General features: G+C 74.4%; 1 protein-coding gene and 2 pseudogenes. All 3 read right to left on the minus strand.

From position 1 onward, the window contains the following. Positions 1-2,132: pseudogene (locus tag IEJ02_RS46045) on the minus strand (type I polyketide synthase); the annotation flags it as partial. 47 nt (positions 2,133-2,179) lie between these two features. Then, complete coding sequence (locus tag IEJ02_RS46050) at positions 2,180-19,471, minus strand: type I polyketide synthase (protein ID WP_317986090.1); 17,292 nt, start codon at positions 19,469-19,471, stop codon at positions 2,180-2,182. 97 nt (positions 19,472-19,568) lie between these two features. After that, positions 19,569-19,802, minus strand: a pseudogene (locus IEJ02_RS50620) (acyltransferase domain-containing protein); the annotation flags it as partial. Positions 19,803-19,812: the final 10 nt, after the last annotated feature.

A 19,812-nucleotide genomic window follows, 5' to 3' on the forward strand; every position in this document is an offset into this window, starting at 1 on the left:
CGCCGCGTCCGCCAGCGACAACACACCCGCCACATGCGCGGCGGTCACCTCACCGATCGAATGCCCCGACAGATAGTCGGGCCGCACCCCCCACGCCTCCGAAACCAACCGGAACAGCGCCACCTCAACCGCGAACAACGCGGGCTGAGTGAACCCCGTCCGATCCAGCGCCTCCGCATCATCCCCGAACAGGACGTCCTTCAGCGGACGCTCAAGATGCGGATCCAGCTCCGCACACACCTCATCCAGCGCCTNAACAGGACGTCCTTCAGCGGACGCGCAAGATGCGGATCCAGCTCCGCACACACCTCATCCAGCGCCTCCGCGAACACCGGGTAGGCGTCATACAGCTCACGCCCCATCCCCAGCCGCTGGCTCCCCTGCCCCGTGAACAGGAACGCCGTCTCGCCCTCACCGACCGTGCCCTCGATCAGCCCCGGCGCGGACTCCCCCCGCGCCAGCGCCTCCAGACCGGCGGCCAGCCCGTCCCGGTCCTCGCCCACGAGCACCGCGCGGCGCTCCAGGGCGGCCCGGCCGGTGGCCAGTGAGTGGCCCACATCGGCGGTGCCGAGGGCGGGTTCGCGGTCGAGGTGGGAGGCGAGGCGCCGGGCGTTGTCGCGCAGCGCCGCCGCGTTCCTGGCGGAGAGCAGCCACGGCAGCACGGTGGCGGTGACCGGCGCGGCGTTCGCGGCCGGGGTGGCGTCCCCGTCCGGCTCCGGAGAGTCTTCCGGAGCCTCCGGCTCGGGGGCCTGCTCCAGGATGGTGTGGGCGTTGGTGCCGCTCACGCCGAAGGCCGACACACCGGCCCGGCGCGGCCTGCCGGTCTCGTCCCAGGGGCGGGCCTCGGTCAGCAGGGACACCTCGCCCGCCGTCCAGTCCACGGTCGGGGACGGCTCGTCGACGTGGAGGGTCTTGGGCATGAGGCCGTGGCGTATCGCCATGACCATCTTGATGACGCCCGCGACACCCGCCGCCGCCTGGGCGTGGCCCAGGTTGGACTTGAGCGAGCCCAGCCACAGCGGCCGCCCCTCGGGCCGCTCCTGGCCGTAGGTGGCGAGCAGCGCCTGTGCCTCGATGGGGTCGCCCAGCGTGGTGCCCGTGCCATGCGCCTCGACGACGTCGATCTCGGCGGCGGACAGCCGGGCGTTCTCCAGGGCCTGGCGGATGACCCGGCGCTGGGACGGGCCGTTCGGCGCGGTCAGGCCGTTGGACGCGCCGTCCTGGTTCACCGCGCTGCCGCGCACCACGGCCAGCACCTGGTGGCCGTTCCGCCGCGCGTCCGACAGCCGCTCGACCAGCAGCACGCCGACGCCCTCGGACCAGCCGGTGCCGTCCGCCGACGCGGCGAAGGACTTGCAGCGGCCGTCGGGGGCGAGGCCGCGCTGGCGGCTGAACTCCACGAAGACATCGGGGTTGGGCATCACGGTGACGCCGCCGACGAGGGCGAGCGAGCATTCGCGCTGCCGCAGCGCCTGGGCCGCCCAGTGCAGCGCGACCAGCGACGACGAACACGCGGTGTCGATCGTGGCGGCCGGGCCCTCGAGGCCGAAGGTGTAGGCGATACGGCCGGACAGCACACTGGTGGCACCGCCGGTGAGCAGCAGGCCCTCCAGCTCCTCCGGCGCGCCCTGCACATCGGAGCCGTAGCCCATGGCCGAGGCGCCCACATACACGCCGGTGCGGCTGCCCTTGACGGACGTCGGGTCGATTCCGGCGCGCTCGAACGCCTCCCAGGACGTTTCCAGCAGCAGCCGCTGCTGCGGGTCCATCGCCAGCGCCTCGCGCGGCGAAATGCCGAAGAATCCTGGGTCGAATTCGGCGGCGCCGTCGAGGAATCCGCCGCCGCTGTTGTAGAAGGTGCCCTTGCGGTCGGGGTCGGGATCGGCCAGTCCCTCGATGTCCCAGCCGCGGTCGGCGGGGAATCCGGAAATGGCGTCGCCGCCCTCCGCGACCAGCCGCCACAAATCCTCGGGCGAACCGATGCCACCGGGGAAACGGCAGCTCATCGCCACGATGGCGATCGGTTCCCGCGCGTCCGCCTCCACCTCGGTCAGGCGGCGACGGGCCCGGCGCAGCTCAGTGGTCATCCACTTCAGATTGTCGAGAAGCTTCTCTTCGTTCGCGCTAGCCACGGAAACGTCACCTCCTGAGGTCAGTTGAATTGAGGGCGGTCATCACGTCAGGACCTTCCGAATTCATTGTTGATGATGTCGAAGATGTCTTCGGCGGAGGCGGAGTCGAGGTCGAGTTCATCGTCGTCGGCGCCGTCGGCGCCGGCCGCGCTCTCACTCTCGTTCCAGGTCCGCAACAGCGCTTCGAGGCGCGCGGTGACCCGCTCGCGTTCCGTCGCGTCGTCGGAGACGTTGGAAAGGGCGAATTCCAGCTTGTCGATTTCGGCGAGGACCGGGAGTTGGGGGGTGGTGTCCTCGCCGAGCAGGTCGGCGCGCAGCACACCGGCGAGCGCACTGGGCGTCGGGTGGTCGAAGACCAGCGTGGCGGTGAGCTGGAGCCCGGTGGCCGCGCCCAGCCGGTTGCGGAGTTCGACGGCGGTGAGCGAGTCGAAGCCCAGCTCCTTGAAGGCCCGGCCCGCCTGGACGGCCGTGGTGTCCTCGTGTCCGAGGACGGCGGCGACCTCCGTACGGACGAGGTCGAGCAGGACCTTCTCGGCCTCGGGCCCGGTGAGGCCCGCGAGCCGCTGCCGCAGGGACTCCGCCGGTGCCTCGGCCGTGCCACCGCCGCCCGCGCCCTCCGCCGGGTCCGCCGCGAGGGCCGCGCGGACCTCGGGCAGATCGGCGATGAGCGGACGGGGGCGGGCCGCGGCGAAGGCGGGGGCGAAGCGGCCCCAGTCGACGTCGGCCACGGCCACGGCGGTCTCGTTCCGGTCCAGCACCTGCTGGAGTGCGGCGATGGCGGAGTGCGGGGCCATCATCGGCAGGCCGCGGCGGCGCAGTTGCTCGGCCGCCTCGTCGTCGGCGACGAGCCCGCCGTCCGCCCACGGGCCCCAGGCCACCGAGGTGGCGGCCAGGCCACGGGCCCGGCGCTGTTCGGCCAGCGCGTCGAGGAACGCGTTTCCGGCCGCGTACGCGCCCTGGCCGCCACTGCCCCACACCCCGGCGATCGAGGAGAAGAGCACGAAGGCGTCCAGCTCGGTGTCGCCGAGCAGCACGTCCAGATGGGCCGCGCCCGCCACCTTGGCGGCCACCACATCGGCGACATCGGCCGGAGTGGTCTCCGCGACCGGTGCGAACTGCCCGGCGCCCGCCGTGTGCACGACCGCCGTGAGCGGGTGCTGGGGGTGGTCGTCGCGGATCCGGGCCAGCAGCCCGGCCACCGCGTCCCGGTCGGTGACATCGCAGGCGGCGACGGTCACCTGGGCACCGGACGCGGCGAGTTCGTCGCGCAGCTCGGTGGCGCCGGGGGCGTCGGGGCCACGGCGGCTGGTGAGCACCAGATGCTCGGCGCCGTTCTCCGCCAGCCAGCGGGCCACATGGGCGCCCAGCGCGCCGGTGCCGCCGGTGACCAGGACCGTGCCACGCGGCCGCCACGGCGCCCCGGTGGCCGGGGCGCGCTCGGCGTGGGCGCGCTCGACGTGGGCGCCCCCGGCGCGGGCGAGGCGGCGGCCCAGGACTCCGGCCGTACGGATCGCCAACTGGTCCTCGTCGCCGTCGCCGTGTCCGCCCAGCACACCGGCCAAGCGGTCGGCGGCCCGTTCGTCGAGCGTCGCGGGCAGGTCGATCAGACCGCCCCAGCGCTCGGGGTGCTCCAGCGCGACCACCCGGCCCAGGCCCCAGACCTGCGCCTGCGCGGCGCTGCCGACCGGCTCCGATGCGGCGGTGGCGACGGCGCCGGTGGTGGCGCACCACAGCGGGGCGTCCAGGCCCGCGTCCCCGAGCGCCTGCACCAGCACTCCGGTGCGCAGCAGCCCGGTGGGCACGGCGGGGTGGTCGGGGTGCACCCGCTCGTCCCAAGCGAGCAGCGACAGCACCCCGTGCACGGGCTCGTCGGCCGCCGCCCGGCGGATCCGCTCGGCCAGCGCCTCCCGGTCGAGGTCCGCGCCGTCGGCCGCGATGCGCCGGATGTCGGCGCCCCGGTCGGCCAGCGCGGCCACGACCCGCCGCACGGCCTCGGCGTGGCCCGCGGGGGCGGCCGGTTCGGCGACCAGCCAGACGCCGGGGGCGGCGGCGAGCCGGGGCTCCTCCAACGGCTTCCAGGTGACGCGGTAGCGCCAGCCGTCGAGCGCGGACCGCTCGCGCTCCCGGCGCCGCCACGCGGACAGCGCCGGGAGCAGCGCGCTGAGCGGCTGGTCCACGTCGATGCCCACGGCGTCCGACAGCGAGGCGAGGTCATCGCTCTCGACCGCCTCCCAGAACCGGGCCCCGGCGGTGTCGTCGGCCGTGGCCTCCTGGCCGGGCGTAGGGTGCGGGGTGCCCTCGAGCCAGTAGCGCCGCCGCTGGAACGCGTACGTGGGCAGCTCGACGCGGCGGGCGCCGGTCCCGGCGAACAGCGCCTCCCAGTCCAGCGCCGCGCCCCGGACGTGCAGCGTGGCGAGGGCGGTGGTCAGCGCCTCCGTCTCGGGACGCCCGGCGCGCAGCACGGGCACGAAGGCCACGTCCTCGGCGCCCTCGTCCCCGGCGGTGACGCAGTCCTGCGCCATGGCGGACAGCACCCCGTCCGGGCCCAACTCGACGTAGGTGGTGACGCCCTGGGCCTCCAGTGCCCGGACCCCGTCGAGGAAGCGGACGGCGTGGCGGACGTGGCGCACCCAGTAGTCGGCGGCCATGCCCAGCTCGTCGGAGATCCGCTGCCCGGTGACGGTGGAGACGATCGGGATGCGCGGCGCGCCGTAGGTCAGCCCCTCGGCGACCTTGCGGAACTCGGCGAGCATGCCGTCCATCAGCGGGGAGTGGAAGGCGTGGCTCACGGTGAGCCGCTTGGTCTTGCGGCCCCGCGCCTCAAAACCGGAAGCGATCTCCAGCGCCGCGTCCTCATCACCGGCGATGACCACGGAGGTCGGACCGTTGAGCGCGGCTATCGAGACGCGCTCGGTGAGCAGCGGTTCGACCTCGTCCTCCGCCGCCTGGAGCGCGATCATCGCGCCGCCGGAGGGCAGTTGCTGCATCAGCCGGCCGCGCGCGGCCACCAGCGTGGCGGCGTCCTCCAGCGACAGCACCCCGGCCACGTGTGCGGCGGCCAGCTCGCCGATGGAGTGCCCGGCCAGGACGTCCGGCCGCAGCCCGGCGGCCTCGGCCAGCCGGAACAGCGCCACCTCGACGGCGAACAGCGCGGGCTGGGTGAACCCGGTCCGGTCCAGCGGCTCCTCGTCGTCCCCAAACAGCGCGTCGTACAGCGGGAGTTCGAGGTGCCGGTCCAGCTCGGCGCGGACCGCGTCCAGCGCCTCCGCGAAGACGGGGCTGGCCTCGTACAGCTCACGGCCCATGCCGAGCCGCTGGCTGCCCTGCCCGGTGAAGAGCACGGCGGTGCGGCCCTCCACGGGCACGCCCCGGACCAGCTGCGCGGCGGACTCGCCGCGCGCGAGGGCGGTCAGCCCCGCGAGCAGCCGGTCCCGGTCCGGGCCGAGGACCACCGCGCGGTGCTCCAGGGCGGACCGGGTGGTGGCCAGCGAATACGCCACGTCCAGCAGCGAGGACGTCGCCTCCACCGCGTCCGGTCCGGCCTCGGCCTCGAGGTGGGCGCGCAGCCGCTCGGCCTGGGCGCGCAGCGCGTCCTCGCCCTTGGCCGACAGCGGCCAGGCCACCACGTCGGGCCGGACGAGCGGGTGCCGCGGGGCGGCTTCCCCGGCGGTCTCGTCGTGGACCGGTGCCTGCTCCAGCACCGTATGGGCGTTGGTGCCGCTGAAGCCGAACGAGGAGACGCCCGCGCGGCGCGGACGGCCGGTCTCCGGCCACGCCACCTGCTCGGTCAGCAGCGACACCGCGCCCGCCGACCAGTCCACGTGCGGCGACGGCTCGTCCACGTGCAGGGTGCGCGGCAGCACACCGTGGCGCATGGCCAGCACCATCTTGATGACACCCGCGACACCGGCCGCGGCCTGGGTGTGGCCGATGTTGGACTTGCTGGCGCCCAGCCACAGCGGCCGCTCCGCGTCCCGCTCCTGGCCGTAGGTGGCCAGCAGCGCCTGCGCCTCGATCGGGTCGCCGAGCCGGGTGCCGGTGCCGTGGGCCTCGACCGCGTCCACCTCGGCGGCGGACAGGCCCGCACCGGCCAGCGCCTGGCGGATGACGCGCTGCTGGGCGGGGCCGTTGGGCGCGGTCAGGCCGTTGGAGGCGCCGTCCTGGTTGATGGCCGAGCCACGGACGAGCGCCAGCACCGGGTGGCCGTTGCGGCGGGCGTCCGACAGCCGCTCCACGAGCAGCATGCCGACGCCCTCGCCCCAGCCGGTGCCATCGGCCCCGGCCGCGAACGCCTTGCAGCGGCCGTCCGGGGCCAGCCCGCGCTGGCGGCTGAACTCGATGTACGCGCCGGGGCTCGACATGACCGTCACACCGCCCGCGAGCGCGAGCGAGCACTCGCCCTGGCGCAGCGCCTGGATCGCCCAGTGCAGCGCCACCAGCGACGACGAGCACGCCGTGTCGACGGTGACCGCCGGGCCCTCCAGACCGAAGGTGTACGCGAGCCGGCCGGACACCACGCTGGCCGCGTTGCCCGTGCCGAGATAGCCCTCGACGCCCTCGGGAACGGTGTGCAGCGAGGCGTCGTAGTCCTGCCCGTTGGAGCCGACGAACACCCCGGCGGACGTGCCGCGCAGCGTGGCCGGGTCGATGCCCGCGCGCTCGAACGCCTCCCAGGAGGTCTCCAGCAGCAGCCGCTGCTGCGGGTCCATGGCAAGGGCCTCACGCGGCGAGATCCCGAAGAACGCGGCGTCGAAGTGGCCCGCGTCGTAGAGGAAACCGCCCTCGCGTGCGTAGAAGGTGCCACGGGTGTCCGGGTCCGGGTCGTAGAGCGCGTCCAGGTCCCAGCCGCGGTCGGCCGGGAACTCGGCGATCGCGTCCCCGCCCGCGGTGAGCAGCTGCCACAGCTCCTCGGGCGACCGCACGCCGCCCGGGAAACGGCAGCTCATGGCGACGATGGCGATCGGGTCGTCATCGTCCGCCGCCGTCACGGCCGTGGGGTGTGTGGGCTCGACGGCGGTGCTGGTCCCGATGAGTTCGCTTCGCAGATAGGTCGCGAGGGCGGAGGCCGTCGGGTAGTCGAAGACCAGGGTGGCGGGCAGCTGGACACCGCTGGCGGCACCGAGCCGGTTGCGCAGCTCGACGGCGGTCAGCGAGTCGAAGCCCAGCTCGCCGAAGGCCCGGTCGGCGCCGATGGACTCGGAGCCGTCGTGTCCCAGCACCGCGGCCACCTGCGTACGGACCAGGTCCAGCAGCAGCCGGTCCCGCTCCGCCTCGCCCAGCCCGGCCAGCCGGGCGGCGAGCGAGGAGCGGTCGGCCGCGGGGGCGGTGGCGGTGGCCTCCGCCGCCGCGCGGATCTCCGGGAGGTCCGCGAGCAGACGGCTGGGCCGTGCGGCGGTGAAGTCCGGTGCGAACCGGTCCCAGTCGATGTCCGCGACGGTGACCACCGCGTCGTCGAGGTCGAGCGCCCGCTGGAGCGCGCCGATCGCCAGCTCGGCGTCCATCGGCGGCAGTCCGCCGCGCCGCAGACGCTGCTCCAGCGCCCCGTCCGTGGCCATCCCGCCCTCGGCCCAAGGGCCCCAGGCGATCGAGGTGGCGGGCAGGCCCTGGGCGCGGCGCCGCTCGGCGAGCGCGTCCAGGTAGGCGTTGGCGGCCGCGTAGTTGCCCTGTCCGGCGGCGCCGAACGTGCCGCTGATCGAGGAGAACAGCACGAAGGCCGACAGCTCCCGGTCGCGCGTCAGCTCGTCGAGATGGGCCGCGGCGGCCGCCTTGGCGCGCAGGACGCCGGTGAAGCGCTCGGGGGTGAGCGAGTCCAGTACGCCGTCGTCCAGCACCCCGGCCGTGTGCACCACACCGGTCAGCGGCAGCTCGGCCGGGATGTCGGCGAGGAGCCGCGCGAGCGCGTCCCGGTCGGCTACATCACACGCGGCGATCGTCACCCGCGCGCCGGAGGCGGCGAGTTCATCGCGCAGCTCGGCGGCGCCGGGGGCGTCGAGGCCACGGCGGCCGGCGAGCAGCACATGTTCGGCGCCGCCCGCGACCAGCCAGCGGGCCACCTGCGCGCCCAGCGCGCCCGTACCGCCGGTGACCAGGGTCGTACCGGCGCCCGGGGTCCAGGAGCCGCTGGCGGACGCGGGCGCGGAGGCCCGGACGAGACGGCGCGCGAACACGCCCGACGCCCGCACCGCCACCTGGTCCTCGCCACCGGCACCGGAGATGACTCCGCCACCGGAGATGACACCGGCACCGGAGATGACGCCGGCACCAGAACCGGCCAGCACCTCCGCGAGCCGTCCCAGCGCACGCTCGTCGGCCGTCTCGGGGAGGTCGACCAGACCGCCCCAGCGCTCGGGCACCTCCAGCGCGGCCACCCGGCCCAGACCCCACAGTTGCGACTGCGCGGGGCTGACCGTTCCGTCCGAACGGCCCACGGCCACCGCGCCCCGCGTGGCCACCCACAGCGGCGCGCCGATGCCCGCGTCGCCCAGGGCCTGCGTCAGCGCGGCCGTGCGCAGCAGCACATCGCCGTCGCCATCACCGTCGCCACTGCCGTCGCTGTCCGCGAGGGCCAGCAGGGAGAGCACACCGCCGGTCACGGGCGCGTCGCCGATGGCCCCGGCCAGCCGCTCGGCCACCGTGGCGCGGTCGTCGTCGGCGGTCAGCTCGACGCGGCGCACGTCGAGGCCACGGTCGTTCAGCATCCGTACGGCACCCGCGACCCAGGCGTCCTCGGCCGCCTCGGCCGGTATCACCACGAGCCAGCCGCCGGTCAGGGACGCGGCGGAGCGGTCGGTGACCGGCTTCCACGACACCCGGTAGCGCCAGCCGTCCACCGTCGAACGCTGCGACTGCTGCCGCCGCCAGGACGACAGCGAGGGCAGCAGGGCCTCCAGCGCACCGCTGTCCTCGGTGTCCAGGTTCAGGGTCTCGGCGAGCGAGGCCAGGTCCGCACGCTCGACGGCCTCCCAGAAGCGGGCGTCGACGGCGTTCTGGCCCGTGGCCTCGGGGGTGGCGGTGGCCGTCCGCACGTCCAGCCAGTAGCGCCGCCGCTGGAAGGCGTACGTCGGCAGCTCCACGCGCCGCGCGCCGGTTCCGGCGTAGAACGCCTCCCAGTCCGGGGCGAATCCCCGGGTGTGCAGGGTGGCGAGGGCGGTGGTGACGGCCTCGGCCTCGGGGTGGCCACCGCGCAGGGCGGCCACGAAGCCCGCCGTGTCGCCTTCGGCGAGGCAGTCCTGGCCCATGGCGGAGAGCACGCCGTCGGGGCCGAGTTCGAGGTAGGTGGTGACGCCCTGGGCTTCCAACGTCCGCACACCGTCGAGGAAGCGCACGGCCTCGCGGACGTGGCGCACCCAGAACTCGGGGGTCGTGATCTCCTCGGTGGAGACCACGGAGCCGGTGAGGTTGGAGACGATCGGGATGCGCGGTGCCGCGTACGTCAGACCCTGCGCCACCTCCCGGAAGGCGTCCAGCATGCCGTCCATACGCGGCGAGTGGAACGCGTGGCTGACCGTGAGCCGCTTGGTCTTCCGACCCCGCGCCTCGAAACCGGCCGCGATCTCCAGCGCCGCGTCCTCATCACCGGCGATGACCACGGAGGTCGGCCCGTTGAGCGCGGCGATCGAGACGCGCTCGGTGAGCAGCGGCGTCACCTCGTCCTCCGACGCCTGGACGGCGATCATCGCGCCACCGGCGGGGAGCTCCTGCATCAACCGCCCACGCGCCGCCACCAGCTGCGCCGCGTCCGCCAGCGACAACACACCCGCCACATGCGCGGCGGCCAGCTCACCGATCGAATGCCCGGACAGGAAGTCGGGCCGCAGCCCCCACGCCTCCGAAACCAGCCGGAACAGCGCCACCTCAACCGCGAACAGCGCGGGCTGGGTGAACCCCGTCTGATCCAGCGCCTCCGCATCGTCCCCGAACACCACGGTCTTCAGCGGCCGTTCCAGATGCGCGTCCAGCGCGTCGCACACCGCGTCGAACGCCTCCGCGAACACCGGGTAGGCGTCGTACAGCTCACGCCCCATCCCCAGCCGCTGGCTGCCCTGACCGGTGAACAGGAACGCCACCTTCCCGGCCACCGGCGAGCCCTGCACCAGGCCCGTGGCCAGTTCGCCGGAGGCCAGCGCCTCCAGGGCGCGCAGGAAGCCCTCTCGGCCGTCGGCCACCAGCACCGCGCGGTCCTCGAAGGCGGTGCGCCCGGCGGCGAGGGTGTAGCCGATGGCGGCCAGGTCCACGTCCTCGTCGGCGGCGCGCAGCCGGTCGCGCAGGCGGCGGGCCTGGTCGCGCAGCGCGTCACCGCCCACGGCCGACAGCGGCCACGGCAGCACCGGCGGTACGGCGGACGGCCGCGCCGCCGCCTCCTCGCGGTCCTCGGCGGCCGGCGGCTGCTCGATGATGGTGTGCGCGTTGGTGCCGCTGATGCCGAACGACGACACACCGGCGCGGCGCGGACGGCCGGTCTCCGGCCACTCCATCGGCTCGGTCAGCAGCGAGACCGCGCCGTCCTCCCAGTCGACGTTCGGGGAGGGCGCGTCCACGTGCAGCGTCCGCGGCAGCACACCGTGCCGCATGGCCATCACCATCTTGATGATGCCCGCGACACCGGCCGCGGCCTGCGTGTGGCCGATGTTGGACTTGATGGACCCCAGCCACAACGGCCGGTCGGCCTCCCGCTCCTGGCCGTACGTCGCGAGCAGCGCCTGCGCCTCGATCGGGTCACCCAGCGTCGTACCCGTGCCGTGTGCCTCGACCACGTCCACATCGCCGGCCGACAGCCCGGCGGTGGCCAGCGCCTGCCGGATGACGCGCTGCTGGGACGGGCCGTTGGGCGCCGTCAGGCCATTGCTCGCGCCGTCCTGGTTGATGGCCGAACCCCGGACCACCGCCAGCACCGGGTGGCCGTTGCGCCGCGCGTCCGACAGCCGCTCCACGAGCAGCATGCCCGCGCCCTCGGCCCAGCCCGTGCCGTCCGCCGACGCCGCGAACGACTTGCAGCGGCCGTCCGTGGCCAGGCCGCGCTGACGGCTGAAGTCGATGAACGTCTCGGGTGTGGCCATGACCGCCACACCACCGGCCAGCGCCATCGTGCACTCGCCCGCGCGCAGCGCCTGGATCGCCCAGTGCAGCGCCACCAGCGACGACGAACACGCCGTGTCCACGGTGACCGCCGGGCCTTCGAGACCGAAGGTGTACGCCACCCGGCCGGAGGCGATGGAGCCCGCGTTGCCGGTGCCGATGTAGCCCTCGACACCGTCGGGGATGCCGTCGAGGCCGGTCACGTAGTCGTGGTACATGACGCCCGCGAACACGCCGACACGGCTGCCGCGCACCCGCGCCGGGTCGATGCCCGCCCGCTCGAACGCCTCCCACGAGGTCTCCAGCAGCAGCCGCTGCTGCGGGTCCATCGCCAGCGCCTCACGCGGCGAGATCCCGAAGAAGTCCGGGTCGAAGTCGGCGGCGTCGTGCAGGAAGCCGCCCTCGCGGGTGTACGAGGTGCCCGCGTGGTCGGGGTCCGGGTGGTAGAGGCCGTCGAGGTCCCAGCCACGGTCCACGGGGAAGCCGGAGATGCCGTCGCCACCGGTGGCGACGAGCTCCCACAGCTCCTCCGGGGTGCGCACCCCGCCCGGGTAGCGGCAGCTCATGCCGACGATGACGATCGGGTCGTCGTCGAGCGCCGGGGCCGCCTGCGTCCGTACGGGGACGAGCGGCGCGGTGGTCTCCTCGGCGCCCAGCAGCTCCTCGCGCAGATGGCCGGCGAGGGCGGCGGGGGTCGGGTAGTCGAAGACGAGCGTCGCCGGGAGCCGCAGCCCGGTGACGGTCTTGAGGTCGTTGCGGAGCTCGACGGCGGTGAGCGAGTCGAAGCCCAGCTCCTTGAACGCCCGCCCGGCCTCGACGGCGTCCGGGCCCGCGTAACCGAGCACCGCGGCGACCCGGCCGCACACCAACTCCAGCAGCTCACGGTCCTGTTCGGGCCGCGCGAGCCCGGCGAGGCGCTGGGCGAGCGAGGAGCCGTCGGCGGTGGCGGCCGCGGCGGCGGCCCGCCGGACCGGGGTCCGCACCAGGCCCCGGAACAGGGCCGGTACGGTCCCGGCCGCCGTGGCCTCGGTGCGCAGCCCCTCGTAGTCGAGCCGCATCGGGAACAGCACGGCGGCGCCGTCGGCGCGTGCCGCGTCGAAGAGCGTCAGCCCCTCGTCGGCGGCGATCGGGGCGACCCCGCCGCGCGCGATGCGCCGCAGATCGAGCTCGTCGAGACCGCTGCCCATGCCCGCACCGGCCCACAGGCCCCAGGCCAGCGCGGTGGCCGGAAGCCCCTGGGCGACGCGGTGCTGGGCCAGCGCCTCCAGGAAGGAGTTGGCGGCGGCGTAGCTCGCCTGTCCGGGCGCGCCGAACACGGCGGCGGCACCGGAGAACAGCACGAACGCGGACAGCTCGTGGTCGCGGGTCAGCTCGTGCAGGTTCAGCGCCGCGTCCACCTTGGGGCGCAGCACCCGCGCCACCCGCTCGGGCGTCAGCGAGCCGAGGATGCCGTCGTCCAGGACGCCCGCCGTGTGCACCACGGCGGTCAGCGGATGCCGGTCCGGGAGGGCGGCCAGGGTCGCGGCGAGCGCGTCGCGGTCGGCCACGTCGCAGGCCGCCCAGGTGACGGTGGCACCGGCCGCCGTGAGCTCGGCGCCCAGCTCCTCGGCGCCCTCGGCGTCGGCGCCACGGCGGCTGACCAGCAGCAGGTGGCGTACGCCGTGGGCGGAGACGAGGTGGCGGGCGAAGAGGCCACCGAGGGTTCCGGAGGCGCCGGTGATCAGCACGGTGCCGTTGGGGTCGTACGACGGGACGGTAGCGGCTTCCGTGTCCGTGTCGTCGGTGTTTTCGCCGACCGGCACCCGGGCCAGCCGTGGCGCGAGCGCCACGCCCGCGCGCAGCGCCAGCTCCGCCTCGTCCACGCCGAGCGCGACGGGCACCGTACGGTACGAGCCCTCCTCGCCGTCCACGTCCAGCAGCACCAGACGGCCCGGGTTCTCCGACTGGGCGGAGCGGAACAGACCGCGCACGGCGGCGTACGGCAGATCCGCCACGCCCGCGCCCGGCTCGGTCTCCACCGCGCCCCGGGTCAGCAGCACCAGCCGCGACGCGGCGAACCGCTCATCGGCCAGCCACTCCTGGAGCAGGGCGAGCACGCTCTGGGTGGCCTCGTGCACAGCCGACGCGCCGCCATCGCCACCGGTAGCGGTAGCGCTCAGCAGGACGGTGTCGGGCGCGGGTGCCCCGGCGTCCACGGCCGTCCGCAGCACCGCCAGATCGCGGTACGCGGCGAGCCGGACCCCGGGCCCGAACGCGCCCTCCAGCGCGGCCAGTTCGGCGGCGTCAGCACCGAGCACCGCCCAGTCGCCCGTGACCGCGCCGGTCGCGGGCGCCGGAACCGCCGTCCAGTCCAGCCGGAACAGCGACTCGTGCAGCCCGCCGCGCGCCGCGCGCACCTGGTCGGCCGAGGCCGCCCGCAGCGCCACGGACTCGACCGTGGCCACCGGACGGCCCGTGCCGTCGGCCACCAGCAGCGCGACCGCGTTCGACGACCGCTCGGACAGCCGCACCCGCAGCGCACCGGCCCCGGCCGCGTGCAGCTGGACGCCGTTCCACGCGAACGGCAGCAGCGCACCCTCGGCCAACGCCGACGCGCGGTCGGCGGTGTCGAGGCCGATGACGTGCAGCGCGGCGTCGAGCAGGGCCGGGTGCAGCCCGAACCGCCCGGCCTCGGCGCTCGACGTCAGCGGCGCGCCCTCGGGGAAGCCCACCTCGGCGTAAAGGTTCTCGCCGAGCCGCCAGGCGCCCTTGAGCCCCTGGAACACCGGCCCGTAGCCGAGGCCCGCCCCGGCCAGCTCCTCGTACAGCCCCTCGACCGCGATCGGCGTCGCGCCCCGCGGCGGCCATACGGCCAGCTCATCGGGGTGGTCCGACTCGGGCATCCGGGCGCCGGGCGCGAGCACGCCGGTGGCGTGGCGCGTCCACGGCTCGGTGCCGAGCGCGTCCTGCCGTCGCGAGTGCAGGCTGAAGGAACGGCGGCCGGACTCGTCCGGCCCGTCCACGACGAGCTGCACCCGCACCCCGGTGTGCTCGGGCAGCACGAGCGGGGCTTCGAGGGTCAGTTCGTCCAGCCGCTCACAGCCGACCTGGGCGCCCGCCGTGCTCGCCAGCTCCACGAAGGCGGTGCCGGGCAGCAGCACGGTGTCCATGACCGCGTGGTCGGCCAGCCAGGGGTGGGTGCGGGTGGAGAGCACCCCGGTGAGCAGGAGGCCATCGGCGTCCGCGAGCGCGACGGCGGCGCCGAGGAGCGGATGGTCGATGTCGCCCAGCCCGATCGACTCGGGGTCGCCCGCCGCGAGGGCGGCGGCGCTGGGCCAGTAGCGCTGCCGCTGGAAGGCGTAGGTGGGCAGCTCGGCCGGGTCCACGGGGGCGGCGCCCGTACCGGCGAACACGGCCGCCCAGTCCGGTGTCACACCACGGACGTGCGCGCGTGCGACGGCCGAGAGCAGCGCCTCGGCTTCGGGGCGGTCCTTGCGCAGGGCGGCGGCGAAGGCGGCGTCGGACGCGGAGTCGGTCACGCACTCCTGCGCCATCGCGGAGAGGACGCCGTCGGGGCCGAGTTCGAGGTAGGTGGTGACGCCCTGGGCTTCGAGGGTGCGGATGCCGTCGAGGAAGCGGACGGCCTCGCGGACGTGGCGCACCCAGAAGTCGGGGGTCGTGATCTCCTCGGCGGAGACCAGCTCGCCGGTGAGGTTGGAGACGATCGGGATGCGCGGGGCCTCGTATGACAGCCCCTCGGCCACCTCGCGGAACGCCTCCAGCATCCCGTCCATACGCGGCGAATGGAACGCGTGGCTCACGGTGAGCCGCTTGGTCTTACGGCCCTGCGCCTCGAAACCGGCCGCGATCTCCAGCGCCGCGTCCTCGTCGCCCGCGATGACGACGGAGATCGGGCCGTTGACGGCGGCGATGCTGACGCGCTCGGTCAGCAGCGGCGCCACCTCGTCCTCCGACGCCTGCACCGCGACCATCGCGCCGCCCTCGGCAAGCTCCTGCATCAAACGGCCACGCGCCGCCACCAACCGCGCCGCGTCCGCCAAAGACCACACACCCGCCACATGCGCGGCGGCCAGCTCACCGATCGAATGCCCGGACAGGAAGTCCGGCGTCAGCCTCCACGCCTCAACGAGACGGAACAGCGCCACCTCAACCGCGAACAGCGCGGGCTGGGTGAACCCCGTCCTGTCCAGGACCGCCGCGTCCTCCCCGAACAACACATCCCGCAGCGGCCGCTCCAGGTACAGATCCAGATGCGCACACACCTCATCCAGCGCATCCGCGAACACCGGGAAGGCGTCGTAGAGCTCACGCCCCATACCGAGCCGCTGGCTGCCCTGCCCCGTGAAGAGGAACGCCACCTTGCCCTCGGCGACCGTCCCCTCGACCACACCCGGAGCGGACTCGCCCCGGGCCACCGCGTCGAGTGTCCGCAGCAGGTCGTCCCGGTCACCGACGGTCAGCACCGCACGCCGCTCCAGGGCGGCGCGGCCGACGGCCAGGGCGTGGGCGACGTCGAGCGGCGCCACCTCCGGGCGCGACGCGATGTGGGTGTGCAGCCGCGCGGCCTGCTCCCGCAGCGCTTCGGCGTTCTTGGCCGAGAGGGCGAACGGCAGAAGGCCGCCGAGGCCGTTCCGCTCGGGTGCCTCGGTCGGCGCGTCGACCGCCGGGGCCTGCTCGATGATGGTGTGCGCGTTGGTGCCACTGATGCCGAACGAGGAGATACCGGCGCGGCGCGGACGGCCGGTCTCCGGCCACTCCACCTGCTCCGTCAGCAGCGAGACCGCCCCCGCCGACCAGTCCACATGCGGCGACGGCGCGTCCACGTGCAACGTCTGCGGCAGCACACCGTGCCGCATCGCCAGCACCATCTTGATGACGCCCGCGACACCGGCAGCCGCCTGCGTATGACCGATGTTGGACTTGATGGACCCCAGCCACAACGGCCGGTCGGCCTCCCGCTGCTGCCCGTACGTGGCCAGCAGCGCCTGCGCCTCGATCGGGTCACCCAGCGTCGTACCCGTGCCATGCGCCTCGACGACGTCCACATCGCCGCTCGTCAGCCCGGCGCTGGTCAGCGCCTGCCGGATGACGCGCTGCTGGGACGGACCGTTGGGGGCCGTGAGGCCGTTCGACGCACCGTCCTGGTTGATGGCCGAGCCCCGCACGACCGCCAGCACCGGGTGGCCATTCCTGCGCGCGTCCGACAGCCGCTCCACGAGCAGCATGCCGACGCCCTCGCCCCAGCCCGTGCCATCCGCACCGGCCGCGAACGCCTTGATCCGGCCGTCGGCGGCCAGTCCGCGCTGACGGCTGAAGTCGATGAAGTTCTCGGGGGTGGACATCACCGTGACGCCGCCCGCGAGCGCCATCGTGCACTCGCCCTGCCGCAGCGCCTGCACCGCGAGATGCAGCGCCACCAGCGACGACGAGCAGGCCGTGTCGACCGTGACGGCCGGGCCCTCGAGGCCGAAGGTGTACGCCACCCGGCCGGACACCACGCTCGCCGCGTTGCCCGTGCCCAGATGGCCCTCAAGGCCCTCGGGCGCCTGCATCAGCAGCGACAGATAGTCCTGGCCGTTGGTCCCCGCGAAGACACCGATCTGCTGACCGCGCAGCGCCCCCGGGTCGATGCCCGCGCGTTCGAACGCCTCCCAGGAGGTCTCCAGCAGCAGCCGCTGCTGCGGATCCATCGCCAGCGCCTCACGCGGCGAGATGCCGAAGAACGACGCGTCGAAGTCCCCCGCGTCGTAGAGGAAACCACCCTCACGCGCGTACGACGTCCCCTGACGATCCGGATCCGGGTCGTACAGCCCCGCCAGATCCCAGCCACGGTCCGACGGGAACTCCGCGATCGCGTCCCCACCCGCCATCAGCAGCTGCCACAACTCCTCCGGCGACCGCACCCCACCCGGGAAACGACAGCTCATCGCCACGATCGCGATCGGATCGTCGGCCACCGCGACCGCAGGAGCCACCACACCACCCGCCGCCACAACATCCGCACCCAGCAGCTCAGCACGCAGATGGTCGGCCAGGGCCGTCGCGTTCGGGTAGTCGTAGATGAGCGTGGCGGGCAGCCGCAGGCCGGTCGCCGCGTTGAGCCGGTTGCGGAGTTCGACGGCGGTGAGCGAGTCGAAGCCCAGCTCCTTGAAGGCGCGCCCGGCTGCCACCGCCTCGGACCCGCCGTGCCCCAGCACCGACGCGACCTGGGTACGGACCAACTCCAGCAGCGTCTGCGCGCGCTCGTTCTCCGTCAGCCCGGACAGCCGCTCCGCGAGCGTGCCGGTGCCGGTCGCGGTGCCGGTCCCGGTCCCGGCGGTGGCGGTCGGGCGCGGCGCGCCCTCGGCGGCCGGCGCCGGACGCGCGGCCCGCACCTCACCGAACAGCGCGCTCGGCCGTACGGCGGTGAACTCGGCGAGGAACCGGTCCCAGTCCAGGTCCGCGACCGTCACGGCGGTGTCATCGAGATCCAGCGCCTGCCGCAGCGCGATGAGCGCCGACTCGGGCGCCATCGGCGGCACTCCGTCGCGGCGCATCCGCCGCTCCAGCGCCTCGTCGGCGGCCATGCCGCCCTCGGCCCACGGGCCCCAGGCGATCGAGGTGGCGGGCAAGCCCTGGGCGCGCCGCCGCTCGGCCAGCGCGTCCAAGTAGGCGTTGGCCGCCGCGTAGTTGCCCTGACCGGCGGCCCCCACCGATCCGGCGAGCGAGGAGAAGAGGACGAACGCCGACAGGTCCAGGTCGCGGGTGAGTTCATGGAGGTTCCGCGCGGAGGTGGCCTTGGCGCGCACCACCCGTTCCAGGCGCTCGGCGTCCAGCGTGTCCACCAGGCCGTCGTCCAGCACACCGGCGGCGTGCACGACGGCGGTCAGCGGGAACTCGGCCGGTATGGACGCCAGCAGTTCGGCGAGCGCGTCCCGGTCCGCCACATCACACGCGGCCACCGTCACCCGAGCCCCCGAAGCCACGAGCTCATCCCGCAGCTCGGCCGCACCCGGAGCCTCCGGCCCCCGGCGGCTGGTGAGCACCACATGCTCGGCCCCGTTCGCCACCAGCCAGCGAGCCACATGCGCACCCAGCGCACCCGTGCCACCCGTCACCAGCACCGAACCGGACGCCCGCCAGCCCTCATCGCCGGACGTACGGGTCCCGGAAGCCTCCGTCAGCCGGCGTCCGAAGACGCCCGAGGCGCGCACCGCGACCTGATCCTCACCCGAGCCACCGGCCCCGGCCCCGGCCAGCACACCCGCAAGCCGCCCCAACGCACGCTCATCCACCGACTCCGGCAGATCGACCAGACCACCCCACCGCTCCGGCAACTCCAACGCCGCCACCCGGCCAAGCCCCCACACCAACGCCTGACCCGGACTCACCACACCATCGGAACGCCCCACCGACACCGCACCCCGCGTCGCCACCCACAACGGCGCACCCACACCCACATCACCCAACGCCTGCACCAACGCGGCCGTACGCAACAACCCCGACGCGGACTCGACCGCCAGCAGGGAGAACACCCCCGCCACCGAACCGCCCACGACCGCCGTACGCAGCTCCTCCGCCAGCCCGGCGCGGTCCGCCGCGTTCGACTCGACCACGCGCACATCGACGCCACGCCCGGCCAGCATCCGCACCACACCCGTGGCCCAGGCACCCTCAGCCGCGTCCGCCGGGACGACCACCAACCAGCAGCCGCCCAGCACCCCGGTGGCCAACCGCTCCGTCACGGGCTTCCACACCACCCGGTAACGCCAGCCGTCCACCGCCGAACGCACCGACTCCTGCCGCCGCCACGACGACAGCGCGGGCAACACCTCACCCAGCGAAACCCCCGGATCCACCGCGAGCTCCGCCGCCAGCGCGGCCACATCCCCGCGCTCCACCACCTCCCAGAACCGCCCGTCGACGGCACCGCCCGGCGCGACCTCCGCCGCCGGGGCCTCCTCCCACCAGTACCGGGTGCGCTGGAAGGCGTAGGTCGGCAGCTCGACCCGCCGGGCCCCGGCGCCCTCGAAGTAGCCGCCCCAGTCCGGGGAGTGGCCCCGGACATGCAGCAGGGCGAGGGCGGTGGTCACGGACTCGGCCTCGGCACGCCCCTTCCGCAACGTGGCGGCGAACGCGGCGTCGGACGCGGAGTCCGTCAGGCACTCCTGCGCCATCGCGGAGAGGACGCCATCGGGGCCGAGCTCGACGAAGGTCGTCACGCCCTCGGCTTCCAGCGTCCGCACACCGTCGAGGAAGCGGACGGCCTCGCGGACGTGGCGCACCCAGAAGTCCGGGGGTGGTGATCTCCTCGGCGGACACCACGCCACCGGTCAGATTCGACACGATCGGGATGCGCGGGGCCTCGTACGACAACCCCTCGGCCACCTCGCGGAACGCGTCCAGCATCCCGTCCATGCGCGGCGAGTGGAACGCATGGCTGACCGTGAGCCGCTTGGTCTTCCGACCCTGCGCCTCGAAACCGGCCGCGATCTCCAGCGCCACGTCCTCATCACCGGCGATGACCACCGACGACGGCCCGTTGAGCGCGGCGATCGACACCCGCTCATTCAGCAGCGGCGCCACCTCGTCCTCCGACGCCTGCACCGCGACCATCGCGCCACCC

The sequence above is a fragment of the Streptomyces sp. 5-10 genome (genome assembly GCF_014712245.1).
Classification (GTDB): domain Bacteria; phylum Actinomycetota; class Actinomycetes; order Streptomycetales; family Streptomycetaceae; genus Streptomyces; species Streptomyces violaceusniger.